At 72.3% G+C, this 16,868-nt stretch carries 17 protein-coding genes; 10 read left to right on the top strand and 7 right to left on the bottom strand.

Annotated features, from left to right (window positions below; translation table 11 throughout):
• Positions 1-35: 35 nt before the first annotated feature.
• Positions 36-833: a methyltransferase domain-containing protein gene (locus ACZ52C_RS03550; protein ID WP_469073194.1), complete on the bottom strand. Its 798-nt coding sequence runs from the start codon at positions 831-833 to the stop codon at positions 36-38.
• Positions 834-1,064: 231 nt separating this feature from the next.
• On the opposite strand from ACZ52C_RS03550, the gene corA reads away from it, so the two are divergent.
• Positions 1,065-2,192 (top strand): magnesium/cobalt transporter CorA, encoded by a 1,128-nt coding sequence (gene corA / locus ACZ52C_RS03545; RefSeq protein ID WP_469073193.1) that lies wholly within the window; start codon positions 1,065-1,067, stop codon positions 2,190-2,192.
• Positions 2,193-2,196: 4 nt separating this feature from the next.
• On the opposite strand, the gene ACZ52C_RS03540 is transcribed toward corA, so the two are convergent.
• Together ACZ52C_RS03540 and ACZ52C_RS03535 are read right to left on the bottom strand one after the other, a co-directional pair.
• On the bottom strand, positions 2,197-2,625 hold the full coding sequence (locus ACZ52C_RS03540) for a CBS domain-containing protein (protein WP_045560979.1): 429 nt from the start codon (positions 2,623-2,625) through the stop codon (positions 2,197-2,199).
• A 168-nt stretch (positions 2,626-2,793) separates the two neighbouring features.
• Entirely contained in the window at positions 2,794-3,435 is a 642-nt protein-coding gene (locus tag ACZ52C_RS03535; RefSeq protein WP_469073192.1) for a nucleoside/nucleotide kinase family protein, read from the bottom strand.
• Positions 3,436-3,521: 86 nt separating this feature from the next.
• Between ACZ52C_RS03535 and ACZ52C_RS03530 the strand changes: the two genes are divergently transcribed.
• The 3 genes from ACZ52C_RS03530 to ACZ52C_RS03520 all read left to right on the top strand — a co-directional run bounded on the left by ACZ52C_RS03530 (position 3,522) and on the right by ACZ52C_RS03520 (position 6,406).
• Positions 3,522-4,205: a DUF2293 domain-containing protein gene (locus ACZ52C_RS03530; RefSeq protein WP_469073191.1), complete on the top strand. Its 684-nt coding sequence runs from the start codon at positions 3,522-3,524 to the stop codon at positions 4,203-4,205.
• A gap of 169 nt (positions 4,206-4,374) precedes the next feature.
• Positions 4,375-4,854: an anthrone oxygenase family protein gene (locus ACZ52C_RS03525; protein WP_469073190.1), complete on the top strand. Its 480-nt coding sequence runs from the start codon at positions 4,375-4,377 to the stop codon at positions 4,852-4,854.
• 64 nt (positions 4,855-4,918) lie between these two features.
• Positions 4,919-6,406 (top strand): glutamate synthase subunit beta, encoded by a 1,488-nt coding sequence (locus ACZ52C_RS03520; RefSeq protein ID WP_469073189.1) that lies wholly within the window; start codon positions 4,919-4,921, stop codon positions 6,404-6,406.
• Positions 6,407-6,514: 108 nt separating this feature from the next.
• Here the strand turns inward: ACZ52C_RS03520 and ACZ52C_RS03515 are convergent, their stop codons facing one another.
• The gene (locus tag ACZ52C_RS03515) at positions 6,515-7,033 is read right to left on the bottom strand and encodes a carboxymuconolactone decarboxylase family protein (RefSeq protein WP_469073188.1); all 519 of its coding nucleotides are present in this window, start codon (positions 7,031-7,033) and stop codon (positions 6,515-6,517) included.
• 47 nt (positions 7,034-7,080) lie between these two features.
• On the opposite strand from ACZ52C_RS03515, the gene pdxR reads away from it, so the two are divergent.
• The 4 genes from pdxR to ACZ52C_RS03495 all read left to right on the top strand — a co-directional run bounded on the left by pdxR (position 7,081) and on the right by ACZ52C_RS03495 (position 12,796).
• Positions 7,081-8,493: a MocR-like pyridoxine biosynthesis transcription factor PdxR gene (pdxR, locus tag ACZ52C_RS03510; protein WP_469073187.1), complete on the top strand. Its 1,413-nt coding sequence runs from the start codon at positions 7,081-7,083 to the stop codon at positions 8,491-8,493.
• Between the two features lie 223 nt (positions 8,494-8,716).
• Complete coding sequence (locus ACZ52C_RS03505; RefSeq protein WP_469073186.1) at positions 8,717-11,038, top strand: PEP/pyruvate-binding domain-containing protein; 2,322 nt, start codon at positions 8,717-8,719, stop codon at positions 11,036-11,038.
• The gene (locus ACZ52C_RS03500) at positions 11,038-11,928 is read left to right on the top strand and encodes a hypothetical protein (RefSeq protein ID WP_469073185.1); all 891 of its coding nucleotides are present in this window, start codon (positions 11,038-11,040) and stop codon (positions 11,926-11,928) included. The genes ACZ52C_RS03505 and ACZ52C_RS03500 overlap by 1 nt, the downstream gene beginning before the upstream one ends.
• A gap of 139 nt (positions 11,929-12,067) precedes the next feature.
• Positions 12,068-12,796: a protein-tyrosine phosphatase family protein gene (locus ACZ52C_RS03495; RefSeq protein ID WP_469073184.1), complete on the top strand. Its 729-nt coding sequence runs from the start codon at positions 12,068-12,070 to the stop codon at positions 12,794-12,796.
• 156 nt (positions 12,797-12,952) lie between these two features.
• Here the strand turns inward: ACZ52C_RS03495 and ACZ52C_RS03490 are convergent, their stop codons facing one another.
• From ACZ52C_RS03490 to ACZ52C_RS03480, 3 genes are all read right to left on the bottom strand, one after another.
• Positions 12,953-13,768 carry an SAM-dependent methyltransferase gene (locus tag ACZ52C_RS03490; protein WP_469073183.1) on the bottom strand — a complete coding sequence of 272 codons (816 nt, stop codon included), beginning with the start codon at positions 13,766-13,768 and terminating at the stop codon, positions 12,953-12,955.
• A 79-nt stretch (positions 13,769-13,847) separates the two neighbouring features.
• Positions 13,848-14,138 carry a DUF397 domain-containing protein gene (locus tag ACZ52C_RS03485; protein ID WP_469073182.1) on the bottom strand — a complete coding sequence of 97 codons (291 nt, stop codon included), beginning with the start codon at positions 14,136-14,138 and terminating at the stop codon, positions 13,848-13,850.
• A 9-nt stretch (positions 14,139-14,147) separates the two neighbouring features.
• Positions 14,148-15,008 (bottom strand): helix-turn-helix domain-containing protein, encoded by an 861-nt coding sequence (locus ACZ52C_RS03480; RefSeq protein WP_469073181.1) that lies wholly within the window; start codon positions 15,006-15,008, stop codon positions 14,148-14,150.
• Between the two features lie 439 nt (positions 15,009-15,447).
• Between ACZ52C_RS03480 and ACZ52C_RS03475 the strand changes: the two genes are divergently transcribed.
• Positions 15,448-16,242: an ATP-binding protein gene (locus ACZ52C_RS03475; RefSeq protein WP_469073180.1), complete on the top strand. Its 795-nt coding sequence runs from the start codon at positions 15,448-15,450 to the stop codon at positions 16,240-16,242.
• Entirely contained in the window at positions 16,233-16,700 is a 468-nt protein-coding gene (locus ACZ52C_RS03470; RefSeq protein ID WP_469073179.1) for a hypothetical protein, read from the top strand. Before ACZ52C_RS03475 ends, ACZ52C_RS03470 begins: the two co-directional genes overlap by 10 nt.
• Positions 16,701-16,868 lie beyond the last annotated feature (168 nt).

Raw genomic sequence — 16,868 nt, 5'->3', positions numbered from 1 at the left:
ACGGATCCGGGTCCGCCGTTGGACCGGCCCGCCCCCTACGCCTTCCGACCCCAGGCCGAGATCAGGGGTGGGGCGGCGATGTCCAGCGCGCCGGAGGCCACGGCCGACCGATGCCGGTCGATCTCCTCCGCCGTGGCGAGGTTCGCCGTGACGAGCGCTTCGCGGAACCGGTCGACGGTCGTCGCTTCCAGGGCGGCGCAGTCCGGTGAGGCGACGGGGAAGTACGCGTCGGCCTCCACCCGGCACAGGCCGGCGGCCCGCAGCAGGCGCGGGAGTCGGCGGCCGTGCGCCGGGTCGGTCCCGCGTTCGGCGAGCAGCTCGCCCACGGCCCGGCGAAGCCGGTTGGCCGACTGGTGCTCGGGGCCGGACTCCTCCAGGCAGGCCAGCGGCTGGAGGGCGAGGTCGAGGTCCTCGATCAGGAGTCGGCCACCGGGACGCAGAGCCTTGATCATCGACGCCAACGCCCGCTCGTGGTCCGGTGCGTGAGCCAGGGCGAGCCGGGCGTGCACGAGGTCGAAGCCGTCGCCCGGGGGCTGGTCGACGCCCACGTGGTGGACGAGGGCCTCGACCGGCGGGCGGGTGACCGAGGGCACGGCCCAGGAGATGTCGGTGTCCGTCGCGATGACCTTGCCCGTCGGCCCGACCTTCTTCGCCAGCCAGGAGACCACCGAGGCGCCGCCCGCGCCGACCTCCCAGCAGCGCCAGCCGGACCCCACACCGAAGGCCTCCATGTGCCGGAACGTCGTGGGGTCGAAGAGCGTGGCGAAGGCGTCGGGGCCCTGCCCCGTATCGGCCCGCCGGTGGTCGAGGAGATACCCGTCGGTTCGCATCATGCCCCGATCATCCCATTTGACCGACTTGCCCTTGACGGCGACGCTCCCACAGCCGCAAGCCCGTCCGCGGGACGGGCCGGAAATCCGGAACGGCCCCACCGGCTCGAACGTCTACAAGTGAAGCGGAACGTTCCGTTCCCACAGCCTTACCCGGCTCTCGTTCGGCCCTGGCAAACTGGCGCCACAAGGCACGGAGTGCGGTGCGAGGAGATCCACGCAAGGAGAGTCCAGATGTCCATGGCAGGGAATCTGCGGAAGGTCACCGGCCTCGACAGGGTTGTCGGCCTGCGCACGATGGCACGGCTGGCCCGACGGCGTCCCCGCGTCGACCTCAGCCATCCGGCCCGCTCCCCGCTGGGCACCTCGGTGGTGAACTGCGTGACCTACCACAAAGGCGTGCGATCCCCCGCGGTGCGCGATGTCGTCGAGGCCGTCAAGCAGGTCCGCAGGCACGACCACGGCTTCGTCTGGCTGGGGCTGCACGAGCCCACACAGCGGGAGTTCGCCGGCATCGCCGAACTCTTCGACCTGCACCCGCTCGCGGTGGAGGACGCGATCGAGGCCCATCAGCGCCCGAAGCTGGAGCGCTACGACGACACGCTGTTCGCGGTGTTCAAGACCGTCTGCTACGTCGAGCACTCCGAACTGACCGCGACCAGCGAGGTGGTGCACACCGGCGAGATCATGGTCTTCGTCGGCGCCGACTTCGTGATCACCGTCCGCCACGGACGGCACGGTTCCCTCGGTCCGCTGCGGGAGGAACTGGAGGCGAATCCCGAGCAGTTGACCAAGGGTCCGGCCGCGGTGCTGCACGCGATCGCGGACCATGTCGTCGACGACTACCTGAGCGTCACGGACTCGGTCCAGACCGACATCGACCAGGTCGAGAGCGACGTGTTCGCCGCGAACGGCGCGCGGGTCGACCCGGGCCGCATCTACCAGCTCAAGCGCGAACTGCTCGAACTGAAGCGGGCGGTGGCCCCGCTCGCCCGCCCGCTCCTGGAGCTGACCTCGCGACCGATCCGGGTGGTCGACCCGGAGATACAGGCCTACTTCCGCGACGTCTCCGACCACTTGCTGCGGGCGACGGAACAGATCGCCGCGTTCGACGAACTGCTCAACTCGATTCTGCAGGCGCATCTCGCGCAGGTCAGCGTCGCGCAGAACGAGGACATGCGGAGAATCACGGCGTGGGCCGCGCTGATCGCCGTGCCGACCATGGTGTGCGGGGTCTACGGCATGAACTTCCAGTACATGCCGGAGCTGCACTGGAAGTTCGGCTATCCGCTGGTCCTGGGAGTCATAGCCGTCGCCTGCGCCACCCTCTACCGGGGCTTCAAGCGCAACGGGTGGCTGTGACGGGTCAGTGCGTCGCGCTCTTCGCGTAGACGCTCTCGACCCAGGAGGCGATCTGGTCGTCCGACAGATGATGGGCCAGGTCGGCCTCGCTGATCATGCCGACGAGACGCTTGTTCTCGATCACCGGGAGCCGACGGATCTGGTGCCCCTTCATCTCCTGGAGCACCTCGCTGACGTCGGCGTCCGCGTCGATCCAGCGCGGTGTGCCCTTGGCCATTTCGCCGGCCGTGATCGTCGACGGGTCGTGGCCCAGGGCGACACAACCGACGACGATGTCGCGGTCGGTGAGGATGCCGCAGAGCCGTTCGTTCTGGTCGCTGATGGGCAGTGCCCCGACATTCAGCTGGCGCATCAGCTGGGCGGCGCGGTCGAGGGTCTCATGGGCGGGGATCCACTGGGCTCCGCGATGCATGATGTCTCCGGCGGTGGTCATGTAGTACCTCCCGTTGCCGGACGGCCGGCGCGGCGCAGGACGCACCGCTAGTCCCGGCGCCCTACATTCTTGCCGCGTCCGGGCCGGGGCGCACGTGGAGCGTCGTGCGGTGTCGCCACCGGCCGCGGATGGGCGTCCGCTCGACGCGGCGGACGGATTCCTCGCCGGTCACCCGTTCCAGGCGGGGTGTCGTGGGTCGTCGGCGCGCACCAGGACATCGGCCGTGGCTGCCGGGTCGGTCTCGCTCTCGTAACGCTCGAAGGCGGGGAGGGTCCAGTGCTCGCGTTCCGGCGTGCGGCGGCGCAGGGCGCCCGGGGAGAGGAGGACATGGACGGCCAGGTCGAAGGGGAACCAGTGCTTCAGGAGGAGGGGGCCGTGCGTCAGCAGGATCGCGCCGGGCGGGAGCGCGACGTAGGGGCTGCGGGTCGCGCGGTCGGTGGTGGGGTCCCAGAGGTCGGGAAGGACCCGCCCCGTGCCGCCGGGATCGAGCGGGCCGAAGACCTCGCGCCACAGGGCGGCGGTGTCGAACCAGCCGTCGTAGTACGCCTCCACGTCCTCGTGGCCGTACTCGAACCGCAGCGACGCCGGCCGCAGGAAGCCCTCGGTTCCCACGACGAGGGAGGACCGGCCGCGTATGCGCAGCGCCTCGGAGACCAGGGCGGCGAGGTCGCCGGGGCGGGCCGCCGGGGCGCCGTCGAAGGCGATCCGCGGCCAGGGCGAGCCGTCGTCCGGCTTCAGGTCGAGGAGGCGGTCGGCGAGAAGGTCGCCGAGCCGCTCCCAGGTGATCGCTTCGAATCGCACACGGCCCATGATGCCGCGCTCCGTACGCGGTGCCCGCCCGGCCGCCGGTCCGAGGAGGGCGTGACCGTGCGGTCACCAGGGGGAATGAACCGCGTATGGCAGCGCTCGCTACTCCCCCGCCCCGTACCGGACTCGTCGTCGTGCAGGCGCTCCGGAGGAAGCACTGCGCCGAGTGCCGGAGCGGGCCGGTGGCGCTGCTGGTGCTGGAGGAGGGGGCGCCGCGCTGCCTGGACTGCGCGGACCTCGGGCACCTGGTGTTCCTGCCCCGGGGCGACACCGCGCTCACCCGGAGGGCGCGGGAGGAGAGTTCGCTGTCGGCCGTGGTCGTACGGTTCAACCGGCGCCGCGGCCGGTACGAGCGGCAGGGCGTCCTGGTCGAGGAGGCTGCGCTCGGACGTGCCGAGGAGCGGTGCCTGGCGGACGCGGAGGTGCGACGCCGCCGCCGGGTACGGGACGCGCGGCGGCGGGCGGCGGAGGACGTGCGCTTCACGGACGCGTTCGCCACGGAGATACGACGGCTGTTCCCCGGCTGTCCGCCCGAGCGGGCCCGGGAGATCGCCGCCCACGCGTCGGTGCGCGGCAGCGGCCGCGTCGGCCGCAGCGCGGCGGGCCGCGCGCTGACGGAGGTCGCGGTGACCTCGGCGGTCATCGCGTCCGTACGGCACGTGGACACGCCGTACGACCACCTGCTGATGACCGGCGTGCCCCGGCACGAAGCACGCCGCCGGATCACACTCACCGTGGACGCGACGCTGCGGAGGTGGCGGGGAGCTGGGTGAGGGGTTGGGAGGGGGAGGGGGGAGGGGGGAGGCCCCCCGGAGCAGCGGGGCTGGCCCGGGCCCGTGCGTAGGTAAGTGCGTGGCTGGGGGACGGGGGTTGTGCGGAGGTTCACTTGTGGGGAGGGCGTGAGGTGGGAAGGGATTTCGGGGAATCGAGGTGGGAGCGGACATGATCGATGGGCCGTACTTCGTGCTGACGGTGCTGGGCCTGCTCGGCACGGCGGTCGTGGCGGGCGTGTTCTGCGGGTTCTCGACGTTCGTGATGAAGGGGCTGGCGTCGTTGCCGCCCGCGCAGGGCGTGGCGGCGATGCAGGCGATCAATGTGAGCGCGCTGACGCCGGCGTTCATGCTCCTGTTCGCGGGGACGGCGGTGCTGTGTGCCGTGCTGGCCGTCGTGACGTTCGTGCTGTGGCCGGACGACGGCAGGGTGGAACTGCTGCTGGGTAGCGCGCTGTATCTGTTCGGCTGCTTCGGGGTCACGATGGTGGCGAACGTGCCGCGCAACGAGACGCTCGCCAAGCTGGACGCGGGCACGCGGGAGGCGGCGACGTACTGGCGCGACTACGTGAGCCGGTGGACGACGTGGAACCACGTGCGGGCGGTCGCCGCGGCCGCCGCGGCCCTGTCGTACCTGCTGGCGCTCGCCTGAGGCGGGGGCGGCGGGCGCGTCGTATCGTGGCCCGTACGCGTACCTCTCCGTGAGGGAGACGGCCATGGCCGATCCCAAGGGTTTTCTGACCACACCACGCGAGGACTGGCCCCGTCGCCCCGTGGAGGAGCGGGTCCGGGACTGGGACGAGGTGTATGTTCCCGGGGCCCTGCTGCCGATCATCAGCAAGCAGGCCGACCGCTGTATGGACTGCGGGATCCCGTTCTGTCACGACGCCTGTCCGCTGGGGAATCTGATCCCCGAGTGGAACGATCTCGTGTCGCGGGAGGACTGGCGGGCGGCGAGCGACCGGCTGCACGCCACGAACAACTTCCCCGAGTTCACGGGGCGGTTGTGTCCCGCGCCCTGTGAGGCGGGGTGTGTGCTGGCGATCAACCAGCCCGCGGTGACCATCAAGAACGTGGAGGTGGCCATCGCGGACCGGGCCTGGGAGGACGGTTTCACCCCGCCGCGTCCGCCCGACCGGCTGTCCGGGAGGACGGTCGCCGTCGTCGGCTCCGGGCCCACCGGTCTGGCGGCGGCACAGCAGCTGACGCGGGCCGGGCACACGGTCGCGGTGTACGAAAGGGCCGACCGGATCGGGGGGTTGCTGCGGTACGGGATCCCGGCGTTCAAGATGGAGCGGCGCCATCTGGACCGGCGGTTGGAGCAGATGCGGGCGGAGGGCACGAAGTTCCGGACGTCGACGGCGGTGGGGGTGGACGTCGGGGCGGCCGAGTTGCGGGCCCGGTACGACGCGGTGGTGATCGCGACGGGGGCCACGGCGTGGCGGGAACTGCACGTGCCGGGGCGGGAGTTGGCGGGCGTTCATCAGGCGATGGAGTATCTGCCGTTGGCGGACCGCGTGTGCGAGGGGGATCTGGAGGTGTCGCCGTTGTCGGCGGCCGGGAAGCATGTCGTGATCGTCGGGGGTGGTGACACGGGGGCGGACTGTCTGGGGACGGCGGTGCGGGAGGGGGCCGCGTCGGTGACCCAGCTGGACATCTATCCGCTGCCGGAGGCGGAGCGTGACGAGGACCTCGAACCCTGGCCGACGTATCCGAAGGTGTACCGGCTCTCGGCGGCGCACGAGGAGGCGCGAGACCTTCGGTCCGCGCCCGCGGCGGACGCGGACGCGCGGCTCTTCGCGGCGTCCACGCTCCGCTTCACCGGGGACGGGTCGGGGCGGGTGCGGGAGTTGCACCTGGTCGAGGTGGACCAGGTGCGGCAGGCCAGGCCGGGCACCGAGCGGACGCTGCCCGCCGATCTGGTCCTGCTCGCGCTCGGGTTCTCCGGTCCTGACCGGCACGACGGGCTCGTGGACCAGCTCGGGCTGGCCCTCGATCCGCGCGGGACGATCACGCGGGGGCCGGACTTCGCGACGAACGTGCCCGGTGTGTACGCCGCGGGGGACGCCGCCCGGGGCCAGTCGCTGATCGTGTGGGCGATCGCCGAGGGGCGGGCCGTGGCTGCCGCGGTCGACCGGGGGCTGACCGGGGCGGACAGCCTGCCTTCACCGATAGGACCGTACGACCGCCCGATGACGGCGTAGCCACCGGCCACGCGGCGGGGTGCGGGCGGGGGCGACGGCGGTCGGCGTCGGTCCGTCCCTCGCTCGGCCGGCCGCGCCCGGCCCGCCAGCCGTCCGGCCAGCCGGGTGCTACCGGCTGTCCGTGCCGGCTTGTTTCGCGGTGGCCAGGGCGATGCGGTTCCACGTGTTGATGGTGAGGATCAGGGCCAGGACGTGGGCCAGTTCGGTGTCGTCGAAGTGGGCGGCGGCTTCGGCGTACACGGCGTCGGGGACCCCTCCGTCGGCGACGAGGGTGACCGCTTCGGTGAGGGCGAGCGCGGCCTGTTCACGGTCGGTGAAGAAGTGCCGTGCCTCGCGCCAGACCGGGATCATGTGCAGCCGGTCCTCGCTCTCACCGGCCTTGCGGGCGTCGTTGGTGTGCATGTGGAGGCAGTAGGCGCAGTGGTTGAGGTGGGAGGCGCGGATCTGGATCAGTTCGACCAGGGCCGGGTCGATGCCCTCGCGGGCCGCCGCGTCGAAGCCGATGAGGGCGCGGAAGGCGTTCCGCGCCGACTTCGCGAAGTCGAGACGGGGGACGGCGACCGCCGCCGGGTTCGGCGTCACGGTGGCGCTCACGCTCTTCTCGGCTGTTGTCGTGTTCGTCGTCATGACCATGAATCTATGAGGCGGAAAGACCTGTCGTAGGGTGCATTTCCATGGCGGATTCATGGGTCAATTCGGCGGAGTCGATCGGGGCCGATCTGCATCTCGAACTGTCCGGTGGCGGCGGGCGTCGGGCGGCGCTGATCCGGGCGTTGCGGGACGCGGTGCGGGGCGGCCGGCTGGCGCCCGGGACCCGGCTGCCCCCGTACCGCTCGCTCGCCGCGGACCTGGGCGTGGCGCGCAACACGGTCGCCGACGCGTACGCGGAGCTGGTCGCGGAGGGCTGGCTGACCGCCCGGCAGGGGTCGGGGACGCGGGTCGCGGAGCGGGTCGAACCCCTGGGCGGCACCGCGCGCGGACCTCGGAGGGCGCCGCCACGCGCGCGTGGGCCGCGGCACGATCTGCGGCAGGGCACGCCGGACGCGTCGGCGTTCCCGCGGACGGCCTGGGCGGCGTCGTACCGCAGGGCGCTGACGCGGGCGCCCAACGAGGCGTTCGGGCCGGGTGATCCGGCGGGCCGGGTGGAGCTGCGGGAGGCGCTCGCCGAGTACCTGGCACGCGCGCGGGGCGTGCGGACCGAGCCCTCGCGCATCGTGGTCTGCTCCGGTTTCGCGCACGCGTTGCGGCTGCTGTTCCACGGCCGGGTGCTGCGGGGGCCGCTGGCCGTGGAGTCGTACGGGCTGGGCTTCCATCGGGAGCTGCTGGCGGCGGCCGCCGTGCGGACCGTTCCGCTCTCGCTGGACGGGGACGGTGCCCAGGTGGACGGGCTGGACCGCGAGAGGGCGGTGCTGCTCACGCCCGCACACCAGTTCCCCACCGGTGGACCGCTGCATCCCGAGCGGCGGGCCGCCGTGGTGGACTGGGCACGCGCGCGTGGCGGGCTGGTCCTGGAGGACGACTACGACGGGGAGTTCCGCTACGACCGTAGGCCCGTCGGGGCCGTACAGGGTCTGGATCCCGACCGGGTCCTCCTCCTCGGCTCGGTCAGCAAGAGCCTGTCGCCCGCGCTGCGGCTGGGGTGGATGGTGCTGCCGGAGCGGTTCGTGGACGCCGTGCTGGAGGCCAAGGGCGAGCGGGAGGCCTGGGCGAGCGTGCCGGATCAGCTGGCGCTGGCGGACTTCATGGTGTCAGGGGCGTACGACCGTCATGTGCGGCGCATGCGGCAGCGCTACCGGGCGCGTCGGGACCGGCTGGTCGCGGCCCTGGCCGCGCACGCGCCGCACATCGAGGTCACCGGGATCGCCGCCGGGCTGCACGCCGTGCTGCGGTTGCCGCCCGGTACCGAGCGGTCCGCGGTGAAGGCGGCGGCCTGGCGGGGTGTGGCGCTGGACGGGCTGTCGGCGTTCCGGCATCCCGAGGCGCGGGGGGACGCCCCGGACGGGCTGGTCGTGGGGTACGCGACGCCGCCGGAGCACGCGTACGGGGCGGCGGTGGAGGCGTTGTGCGGGGTGCTCCCGCCCGAGTGAGCGGCCGTACGGGGGTGTGGGTCTGGCGGTCGGGGAGAGAGCGTTCCCGGTCGACAGGAAAAGCGGGGCGGTGGGAACATTGAGGTCAGGAGGTACGTCACCGCTGTCGTCGCGGGCACCCCACACATCGGTGGTGGCCTGCCCCCATCCTTCGTTCCGTCGTCAGGCGTAGGGCCCCTCCCTCGCGTCCCCCCTGTTGGCGGTCGGTCCGGGAGGGTGCTCGATGACGACGCTCGACGAACGTCACGGAGAACACGGAGAAGGTGCGCACGGCGGGGCTCCGCCCCGGAGCGGCCGCACACCGGGTTCCCACGTCGTCTCCCTGCACCAGTCGGCGGCCTCGCTCCCCCTCCTCACCGGTTCCAAGGCGGCCCACCTCGCGCGAGCGGCCCGCGCCGGTTTGGCCGTGCTGCCCGGGTTCGTGATCCCGTACGACCCTCGGGACGCGGGTGACGAGCGGCGGGAGCCCGATGACCCGCGGGATCTGTCGCGTGCCTGGGCCGAGCTGTCCCGGAACGGTTCGCGGTCCCTGGTCGTACGGTCGTCCTCGCCGCAGGAGGACACGGAGGAGTCCTCTCTGGCGGGACGGTTCGACTCGGTGCTCGATGTGCGGGGGTGGGAGGAGTTCCGGGCGGCGGTGCGCACGGTGCTCGGCTCGGCGCGGCAGCCCGACGGTGACAGCGCGCCCATGGCCGTGCTCGTCCAGCCGATGCTCAGGGCCCGGGTCGGGGGTGTGTTGTTCGGCGCGGACCCCGTGGCCGGGCGGACCGATCGGATGCTGGTCAGCGTGGTGCGGGGCGGGCCCGACACATTGGTGAGCGGGGAGCGGCCGGGGACGAGCCACTGGTTGAGCAGGTGGGGGCGGCTGCTGCGGACGGAATCATCCGAACTGCATTTTTCCGAAGTGGAGTCCCCCGGATCCGAAGTGGAGTCCCCCGGAGTGGAAGCGGAGTCCCCCGGAGTGGAAGCGGCGCGATCGTCCGGTGCCCCGCGGGCGGCCGGCGGTGGGGCGTTGCTCACCGGCGCCGAGTCCCGTCGTCTGGCGCGGCTCGCGCGGCGGGCCGAGCGGGTGTTCGGCGGGCCCCAGGACATCGAGTTCGCCTTCGACGAGGACGGGCGGCTGTGGTTGCTCCAGAGCCGACCGATCACGGCGATGGGGCCCCGTCCGCAGCGTGGCGCCCGGCTGCTCGGTCCGGGGCCGGTGGCGGAGACCCTCCCGGGGCAGTTGGAGCCGCTGGAGGAGGATCTGTGGGTGGCGCCGATGGACCGGGGGCTCGCCTGCGCGCTCGACCTCGGTGGGAGCGCGTCACGGCGGCGGCTGCGGTCGGCGCCGGTGGTCACCGCGGTCGGCGGCCGGGCCGCGGCGGACCTGCGGCTGCTGGGCGCCGTCCCGCCGCGACACCCCGCGCTGGCGTGGCTCAACCCGGCGCCCGGTGCCCGGCGGCTGGGTGCCGCCTGGCGGGTGGGGCGGCTGACCTCGACGCTGCCCGGCCTGGCGACGGACCTGGTGGCCGATGTCGACCGGCGGCTGGTCGAGACCCCGCCGACCGGTGAGCTGCCGACCGTCGAGCTGATCTCGACCCTGCGCTGGACGCGTTCCGTCCTGGTCTCCCTGCACGCGCAGGAGGCCCTGGCGGGTGCCCTCCTCCCGGAGGCCCACGTCACGGCAGCGGGGACCGCGCTCGCCACGCTCACCGAGTCGAGGTACCGGGACCGGAACCTGTCGGACCACCAGGTGGTGGGCGCCGAGCCCGTGGTCCTCGCCCTGACGGCTCCCAGCCTGTGGGGCGAGCTGCGCCTGCCGCCACCCGAGCCCGTCCACCACAACGGCGCCTCCGCGACCGCCGCCACGACGACCACCGTCACCTCCCGTGCGACGACCACTGCCGCATCCGCCACGACGACAACCGCCGCATCGGCCTCCCCCCTCTTCCCCGGCGCCCTCCCGCCACGCGAAGCCCTGCGCCTGCGGATCCGTTGGGTGCAGGAGCTGCAGGTCAGGCTGGTGCGGGAGGCGGCGCGCAGGTTGCTCGTGCGGGGTGTGCTGGGTGAGGCACGGCGAGTGGGGCTGCTGCGCTGGAAGGAGTTCGTGACCGCGCTGGAGACCGGTGGGCTGCCGGGGGACTTCGAGGAACGGCTGCCCCGGGCGGTGTCCGCACCGCTGCCGGACCGGTTCCGGCTCGCGGAGGGCGGTGTGGTCGTCGCCGAACGCGCCGCCGGGCCGGCCGGTACGGAGGACGGAACCGGAGGCCGGGGCGTGTCCGGAGGCCGGGGTTTCGGCACGGTGTGGGACGGAGTGGGGACCGCGCCGCCGGAGGCCGTGCTGGTGGTCCGGACGCTCGATCCGGCGCTGGCACCGCTGCTGCCGCACCTCACGGGGCTGGTGGCGCAGACGGGTAGCCCGTTGTCCCATCTCGCGGTATTGGCCCGGGAGTTCGGTGTGCCGACGGTGGTGGGCGTCGACGACGCGGTGCGCCGCTTCTCGCCGGGCACCCGGGTGACGGTCGACGGCGGCTGTGGCGACGTACGGGCGGAGGGTTCGTGATGAGACGCCTCGCCTACCTCTTCGGGGGCACGGCCGCGGTCGGCGCGGGCTTCTACTTCGTCGTCTATCTCTACCGATGGCAGTGGCAGCGGGCCATTCTCAGCGGGGTGCTGCTCCTGATCGTCGGGGTGCTGCTGCTCGGGCTGGTGCTGCTGGGGCGGCTGGCGCGGATCGAGGAGCGGATCCGGGAGAGCGACCGGCGGCAGCAGGACGCGCTGGCCCGGCTCCGGCAGACGCACACGCAGGAGCGCGGCGACCGGTTCCGCTGGCTGGAGGATCCGGCGAGTCGTACGTATGTCTTCGTCCCCGTGCTGTTGATCACCAGTGTGGTGCTGTCCGGGGTCGCGTGGCTGGTGCAGCGGATCGCGTCGGCCACGGCGCGGCCGACGGCGGAGCGGCACCTCGCCGGGCGGCTGGCGGTGCTCACCTCGCCCGATCCGGCGCCGGACGCCGATCTGGAGGACACGGCTCCGCCCGGGATCGGCCGGCGACGGGGGCGGGCGGCGCGCTTGATCACCGTGGGCGTCGGGGTCGGCCTGTTGGTCTCGCTGGTGGTCGGGCTCGCCGACCTCACCCAGACCAGGAAGGAGGAGCGGAACGGGGCCGAGGCGACGTCCGTGCTGGTCAAGGTGGACATGCGGGGGGTGCCCACGAGCGCCGAGCGGCAGTCGATGGCCGCGTCGCAGGCCTGGGAGCGGTGCCGGAACTCCACGTCCGTGCCGCTGCGGCGGACCACACTCGGCGAACTCGGCGACGGACTGTTCGCGGGCGTCGTCCGCCCGTCCCTGACCGATCACGACCGTCTGCGTTTGCGGGGCTGCCTGGAGGACGCCGACGTGGACCGCGCCCATCTCACGGTGGTCGGCATCGGCGACGCGGACGAGCAGTGAGACTCCGCAGGTCAAGCGTTCGACAAGATCACCGCAAGTGCCACAAACGGCGTGAGGTAGCACACAACCAGACAGAACGCTTATCCCGGGCAGGCTACGATGCCGGACAGACCCCCCGTCCCCAACCCCCGGGTCATCCATGTCTGTCGTCCTCGCCCCTCCGCCCGTACGCCCGGATCAGCGCCCCACCCCCTCCGCCAGCCCCCTCTCGCTGCGTCGCAAGGCGGTGCGCGTGTTGATCGGCGTACTGCTGGGCTACCTCGCCCTCTGGGCCACGGGCTCCCTCGGCATCCTGGCCATGTCGTACGTGGCACGTGAGACCACCTCGGCGCCCGAGGGGACGCGCTCGCTCAAGGGCATCCACAACTTCCAGCCCGTCGGCACCGACGGCGAACTGTGGCGCGGGGCCGCCCCCTCCCCCGCCGGTTACCGCGCGCTCGCCGACCTCGGTTTCACCACGGTCGTCGACCTGCGCGCCGAGAAGCTGAGCGCCGCCCAGCTCGCCCTGCCGCGCGAGGCCGGCCTCGACGTCGTACGGGTGCCGATGCGTGACGGGCAGACCCCGACGCCCGAACAGGTGCGGCGCCTGCTGGACACCGTCTCCGAGAGCTCCGGACCGGTGTTCGTGCACTGCGGCGCCGGCGTCGGCCGTACGGGGACGATGGCCGCGGCCTACCTGGTGAAGACCGGGCAGAAGGACTCGCCCGGCGCGGTCTGGCGCAACCTGTCGGTCGGGCCGCCGTCGATCGAGCAGATCTACTACGGGCTGACGCTGGAGCGCGAGCGGGAGACCGCGCAGCCGCCGCTGCCGGTGGTCGCGGTGAGCCGTGTCGTCGACGCGCCGCGCCGGATCTGGTCGTACCTGTAGGCGGCTCGAACGGCTGAAGGCGACTGAAGGCGGCTGTAGATGCCTGTAGGCGCGGATGCCTGTAGACGCGCACCGCACACCACGGAAGACGACCGCGCGGCGCGGGCCAGGAGGCCCGCGCCGCGCAGTCGTCGGTGTCGGGCCTCGACGCGGACCCTACGGCTTGCGTGCCACCGCCCCGTACCCCGGGATGACCCCGTCGTCCTGGCCGGGGACCGGGTCGCCGAGTTCGGGGTGCCAGTGGTGGGGCACCTCGACGCCGGGGTCGACCAGTTCGAGGCCGTCGAAGAAGCGGGTGAACTCCTCGCGGGAGCGCAGGGCCAGGGTGACGCCCGCGGCCCTGAGCTTCTCCGTCGCCGCCTTCGACTCCTCCGGCGTGAAGTCGGCGGTGGCGTGGGTGACGACCAGGTAGCTGCCGGAGGGCAGCTCGGACATCAGCCGCTGGACCAGGGCGTGCGCACCGTCCTCGTCGGAGACGAAGTGCAGCAGCGCGATCAGCGAGAGCGCCACGGGCCGGTCGAAGTCCAGGACCTTCTTGGCGCCCTCGACGACGGCGTGCGGGTCGCGCACGTCGGCCTGCAGATACTCGGTGCGCCCCTCCGGCGTACCGCGCAGCAGGGCCGCCGCGTGGGCCAGCACGATCGGATCGTTGTCGCAGTAGACGACGCTCGTGTCGGGGGCGACCCGCTGGGCGATCTGGTGCAGGTTCGGCTCGGTCGGGATACCGGTGCCGATGTCGAGGAACTGACGGACGCCGTGCTCCGCGAGCCAGCGGGTGGAGCGGTGCATGAAGGCACGGTTGACCTGGGCCATCACCGGCACGCGGGGGTCGAGGGCCAGCATCTGCCGGCCCATGGCCTCGTCGACGGGGTAGTTGTCCTTGCCACCGAGGTACCAGTCGTACATCCGTGCGGGATGGGGTCTACTCGTGTCGATCTCGACGGGGGGACGCCCGTTCATGACGTACTCCATAAGGTTCCGCAGCAGTAAGTGATCAATTCAGGGCCAACATAGGGGGATCGGCTGAGCAACAGGGAGGGCGCAACAGGCCTCAGGAGAGCAGGAAGTCGGCCACCCCCGCCTTGGCGCCCTGGATGAAGGCGTTCATCTCGTCGGGCGTGTAGATCAGCGCCGGCCCGTCGGGGTCGGTGGACTGCCGTACGGCGATCCGGCCGTCGGCGAGCTTCATGGCCTCCAGGCAGTTCCCTCCGTTGCCTCCGCTCCAGGGCTTGTGCCAGCCCTCGCTGCCCAGTTCCCGGGCGGGCATGCCGTTGTAGACGCGTAGGTGCGACTGCGTGCGTGCGCGCGCCTGCGCCTGCGCCTGCGACTTGATGAGGTCCATTCGGTGTCTTCAGAGCTCCTCGCGGAGATCCCAGAGGATCCCCTTCGTGCGTTGTGCCGTGGCGGCCTGCGCCGCCATGCGGTCCATGACCTCGAGGTGGGTCGCCACCTCTGAGCGGTCGTCCAGGTAGACGGCGCCGGTCAGGTACTCGCTGTAGACCATGTCCGGAAGCTCCGGCATGGCGAAACGGAACAGGACGAACGGCCCGTACGTACCGGGGTGCGGTCCTGTGTCGAACGTGGCGACCTGCAGCGTCACATGGGACAGCTCCATCGCCTCCAGCAGTCGGTCGATCTGGGCGCGCATGACCGCCGGTCCGCCGACGGGGCGGCGCAGGGCGGTCTCGTCCATCACGAACCACAACCAGGGCGCACCCTCTCGGGTGAGCAGTTCCTGTCGTTGCATGCGCAGGTCGACATGGCGCTCTATGTCCGCGGGCTTGGTCTGGCCGATGGCGCCCGAGGTCATGACGGAACGCGCGTAGTCCTCGGTCTGCAGCAGGCCGGGGACGAAGTGGGGGTCGTAGCCGCGGATCAGGGAGGCCGCGCCCTCCAGGCTGACGTACATGGAGAACCAGCCCGGCAGGATGTCGTGGTAGCGCTGCCACCAGCCGGGTTTGTTGGCCTCCTCGGCGAGCCGGACGAAGGTCTCCGCCTCCTCGTCGCCGACCCCGTACTCCTTCAACAGGAGCTGGAGATAGGGAATCTTGAGGGCGACCTCGGCGGTCTCCATACGGCGGACCGTGGCGGCGGTGACGTGCAGGACACGTGCGGCGTCCTCGCGTCTGATGCCCGCGCGCTCGCGCAGGTCCAGCAGACGCCGACCGAGCACGACCTGCCCGACCGTCGGCGCGGACCGCGGCTCGCTCATCTCGCCCCTCTTCCCTGTGACCCTGCGCTGACCTGCGTCGATGTACGGCCCGTCCCGGTGCCGACAGCCTTGCGGCGCCGTTCGGAGGCCTCGCTCGCCACTCCTGCCGGTGTACGCATACGAACACTGTGCGTGCATACGAACGTTGTGCGAGGGATTTCCAACTGGCGCCGCTACACGTGCTGTTGCGTGCAGTGTGCCACGACCGTTCAGAGAGTCATACGGCACTCTGCAATTTTCAGAGTGACACTTGCCAAGTGTTCACGGCGGGGCGATAGTGGCAAGCGTGATTCCGCCCCCTGCGCCGTTAGGAACAGACGCCGCCGGTGACCGTGTCGGTCCCGGGACGGCCGCCGGGGCGCGCCCCGAGACAGTCGCCGAGCGCCGGTTCCGGTTCGAGCTGGCCGCGCACCCGGGTGCCGTGGCCCAGGCCCGGCGTGTGACCCGTGACCAGCTCACCGGCTGGGCCCTGTGCGAGGACACCTGCGACACGGCCGCCCTCGTCGTGTCCGAGCTGGTGACCAACGCGATCGTGCACACCGCGAGCACCCAGATCGTCTGCGAGCTGCACGACGGCGACGACCTGGTGCGGATAGCGGTACGGGACGAGGGGTGTGCTCCCGGCGAGCCGCAGCCCTCATCGCAGCGGCCCGAGGAGGAACACGGCCGGGGGCTGCTCCTCATAGAGTCCCTCTGCCGTTCCTGGGGTGCGCAGCCGGTCGGTCCGGGCCTCCTGGTGTGGGCGGACGTGCCGCGCGGCCTCCTCGCCTCCGCGGCCCCGGCGATCCCGTCGCAGACCGTCGCGGCCGACGCGCCCGAGACCGTCGCGGACCTCGCCGTGGGCTCGACCCGCGCCTCGGGCCCGGACCGCACCCTGGGCTCGAACCGCACCTTGGGCGTGGACCCCGCAGCGGGCACAGGCACGGGCAGGGGTACGGACACGGCGGCCCGGTCCGATCTGGGCTGGGGTGCGAAGAAGCCGCCGTCGGAGGACCGGGACGGTGAGGTGGAGGCCTTCCGCCTCACAAGCGTCCAGGGCCTCACGAGCGTCCAGGGCCTCGCGGGTATCGAGAGCCTCGCGAGCGTCCAGGGCCTCACGAACGTCGAGAGCCTCAAGGGCGTCGACGGCCGCCGCGCCGGGGCCGATGGCGGGTACCGCACGGGTTTCGAATGTCGTACGGAAGTCGGAGTCCGGCCGCAGGACAGCCGGCGGACGGGGGCCGAATGGGTGTGAGCGCGTCGATCGGTCCCCCTCGGCCCCCTGGTGGGGGCAGAGTGGCCCGCGTGGTGAGCCTCGACACCCTGACCCGACTGCGCCGCGCCCAGCGTTACGCCGCGCCGCCCCGCCCCATCCCCCTGCCCGAGGGCATGACCGCGCCCATGGGATGCGACGCGGTCGCCGTCCCCGCGCGCTTCGGGCCGATGGTCCTGCCCCGGCTGCCCCGGGTGGGCTGTGTCTACGCCGACCGGGCGCACTGGTGGTGGATCGTGCCGTCCGACTCCGACTACGCGCTGGATTGGCCGTCGCCGGTGCGCTACACCACCGGCGCGCTCGTCTCCGACGGTGCGGCCGCTCCCGGGCTGATCCTCAGGCCCGAGGGGACGATTCCCTATACGCCGCCGATACCGCTGTATCTGGCGCTGTGCCGGGTGACGGGGACGACGCCCACGTGGTCGCGGATGACCGCGTAGGGCTCCGCCGGTCGGGCCGTTTCCGGCAGGGGTGGCGCCCCTGCCGGTCGCGCAGTGCCCCGCGCCCCTGAGAGAGCCCGGCGGCCCTTCAGGAGCGGGGGCTCCGGGGCTTTCGAGAGCTTCTTCGCGCGCCCCTTGTGCTCCGGGTGGGTCGTGGTGGCACCGTCG

This window comes from Streptomyces sp. NPDC034049, assembly GCF_055575575.1.
The sequence above is the reverse complement of the archived record's forward strand: the minus strand, read 5'-3'. Positions and strand labels throughout refer to the sequence as shown.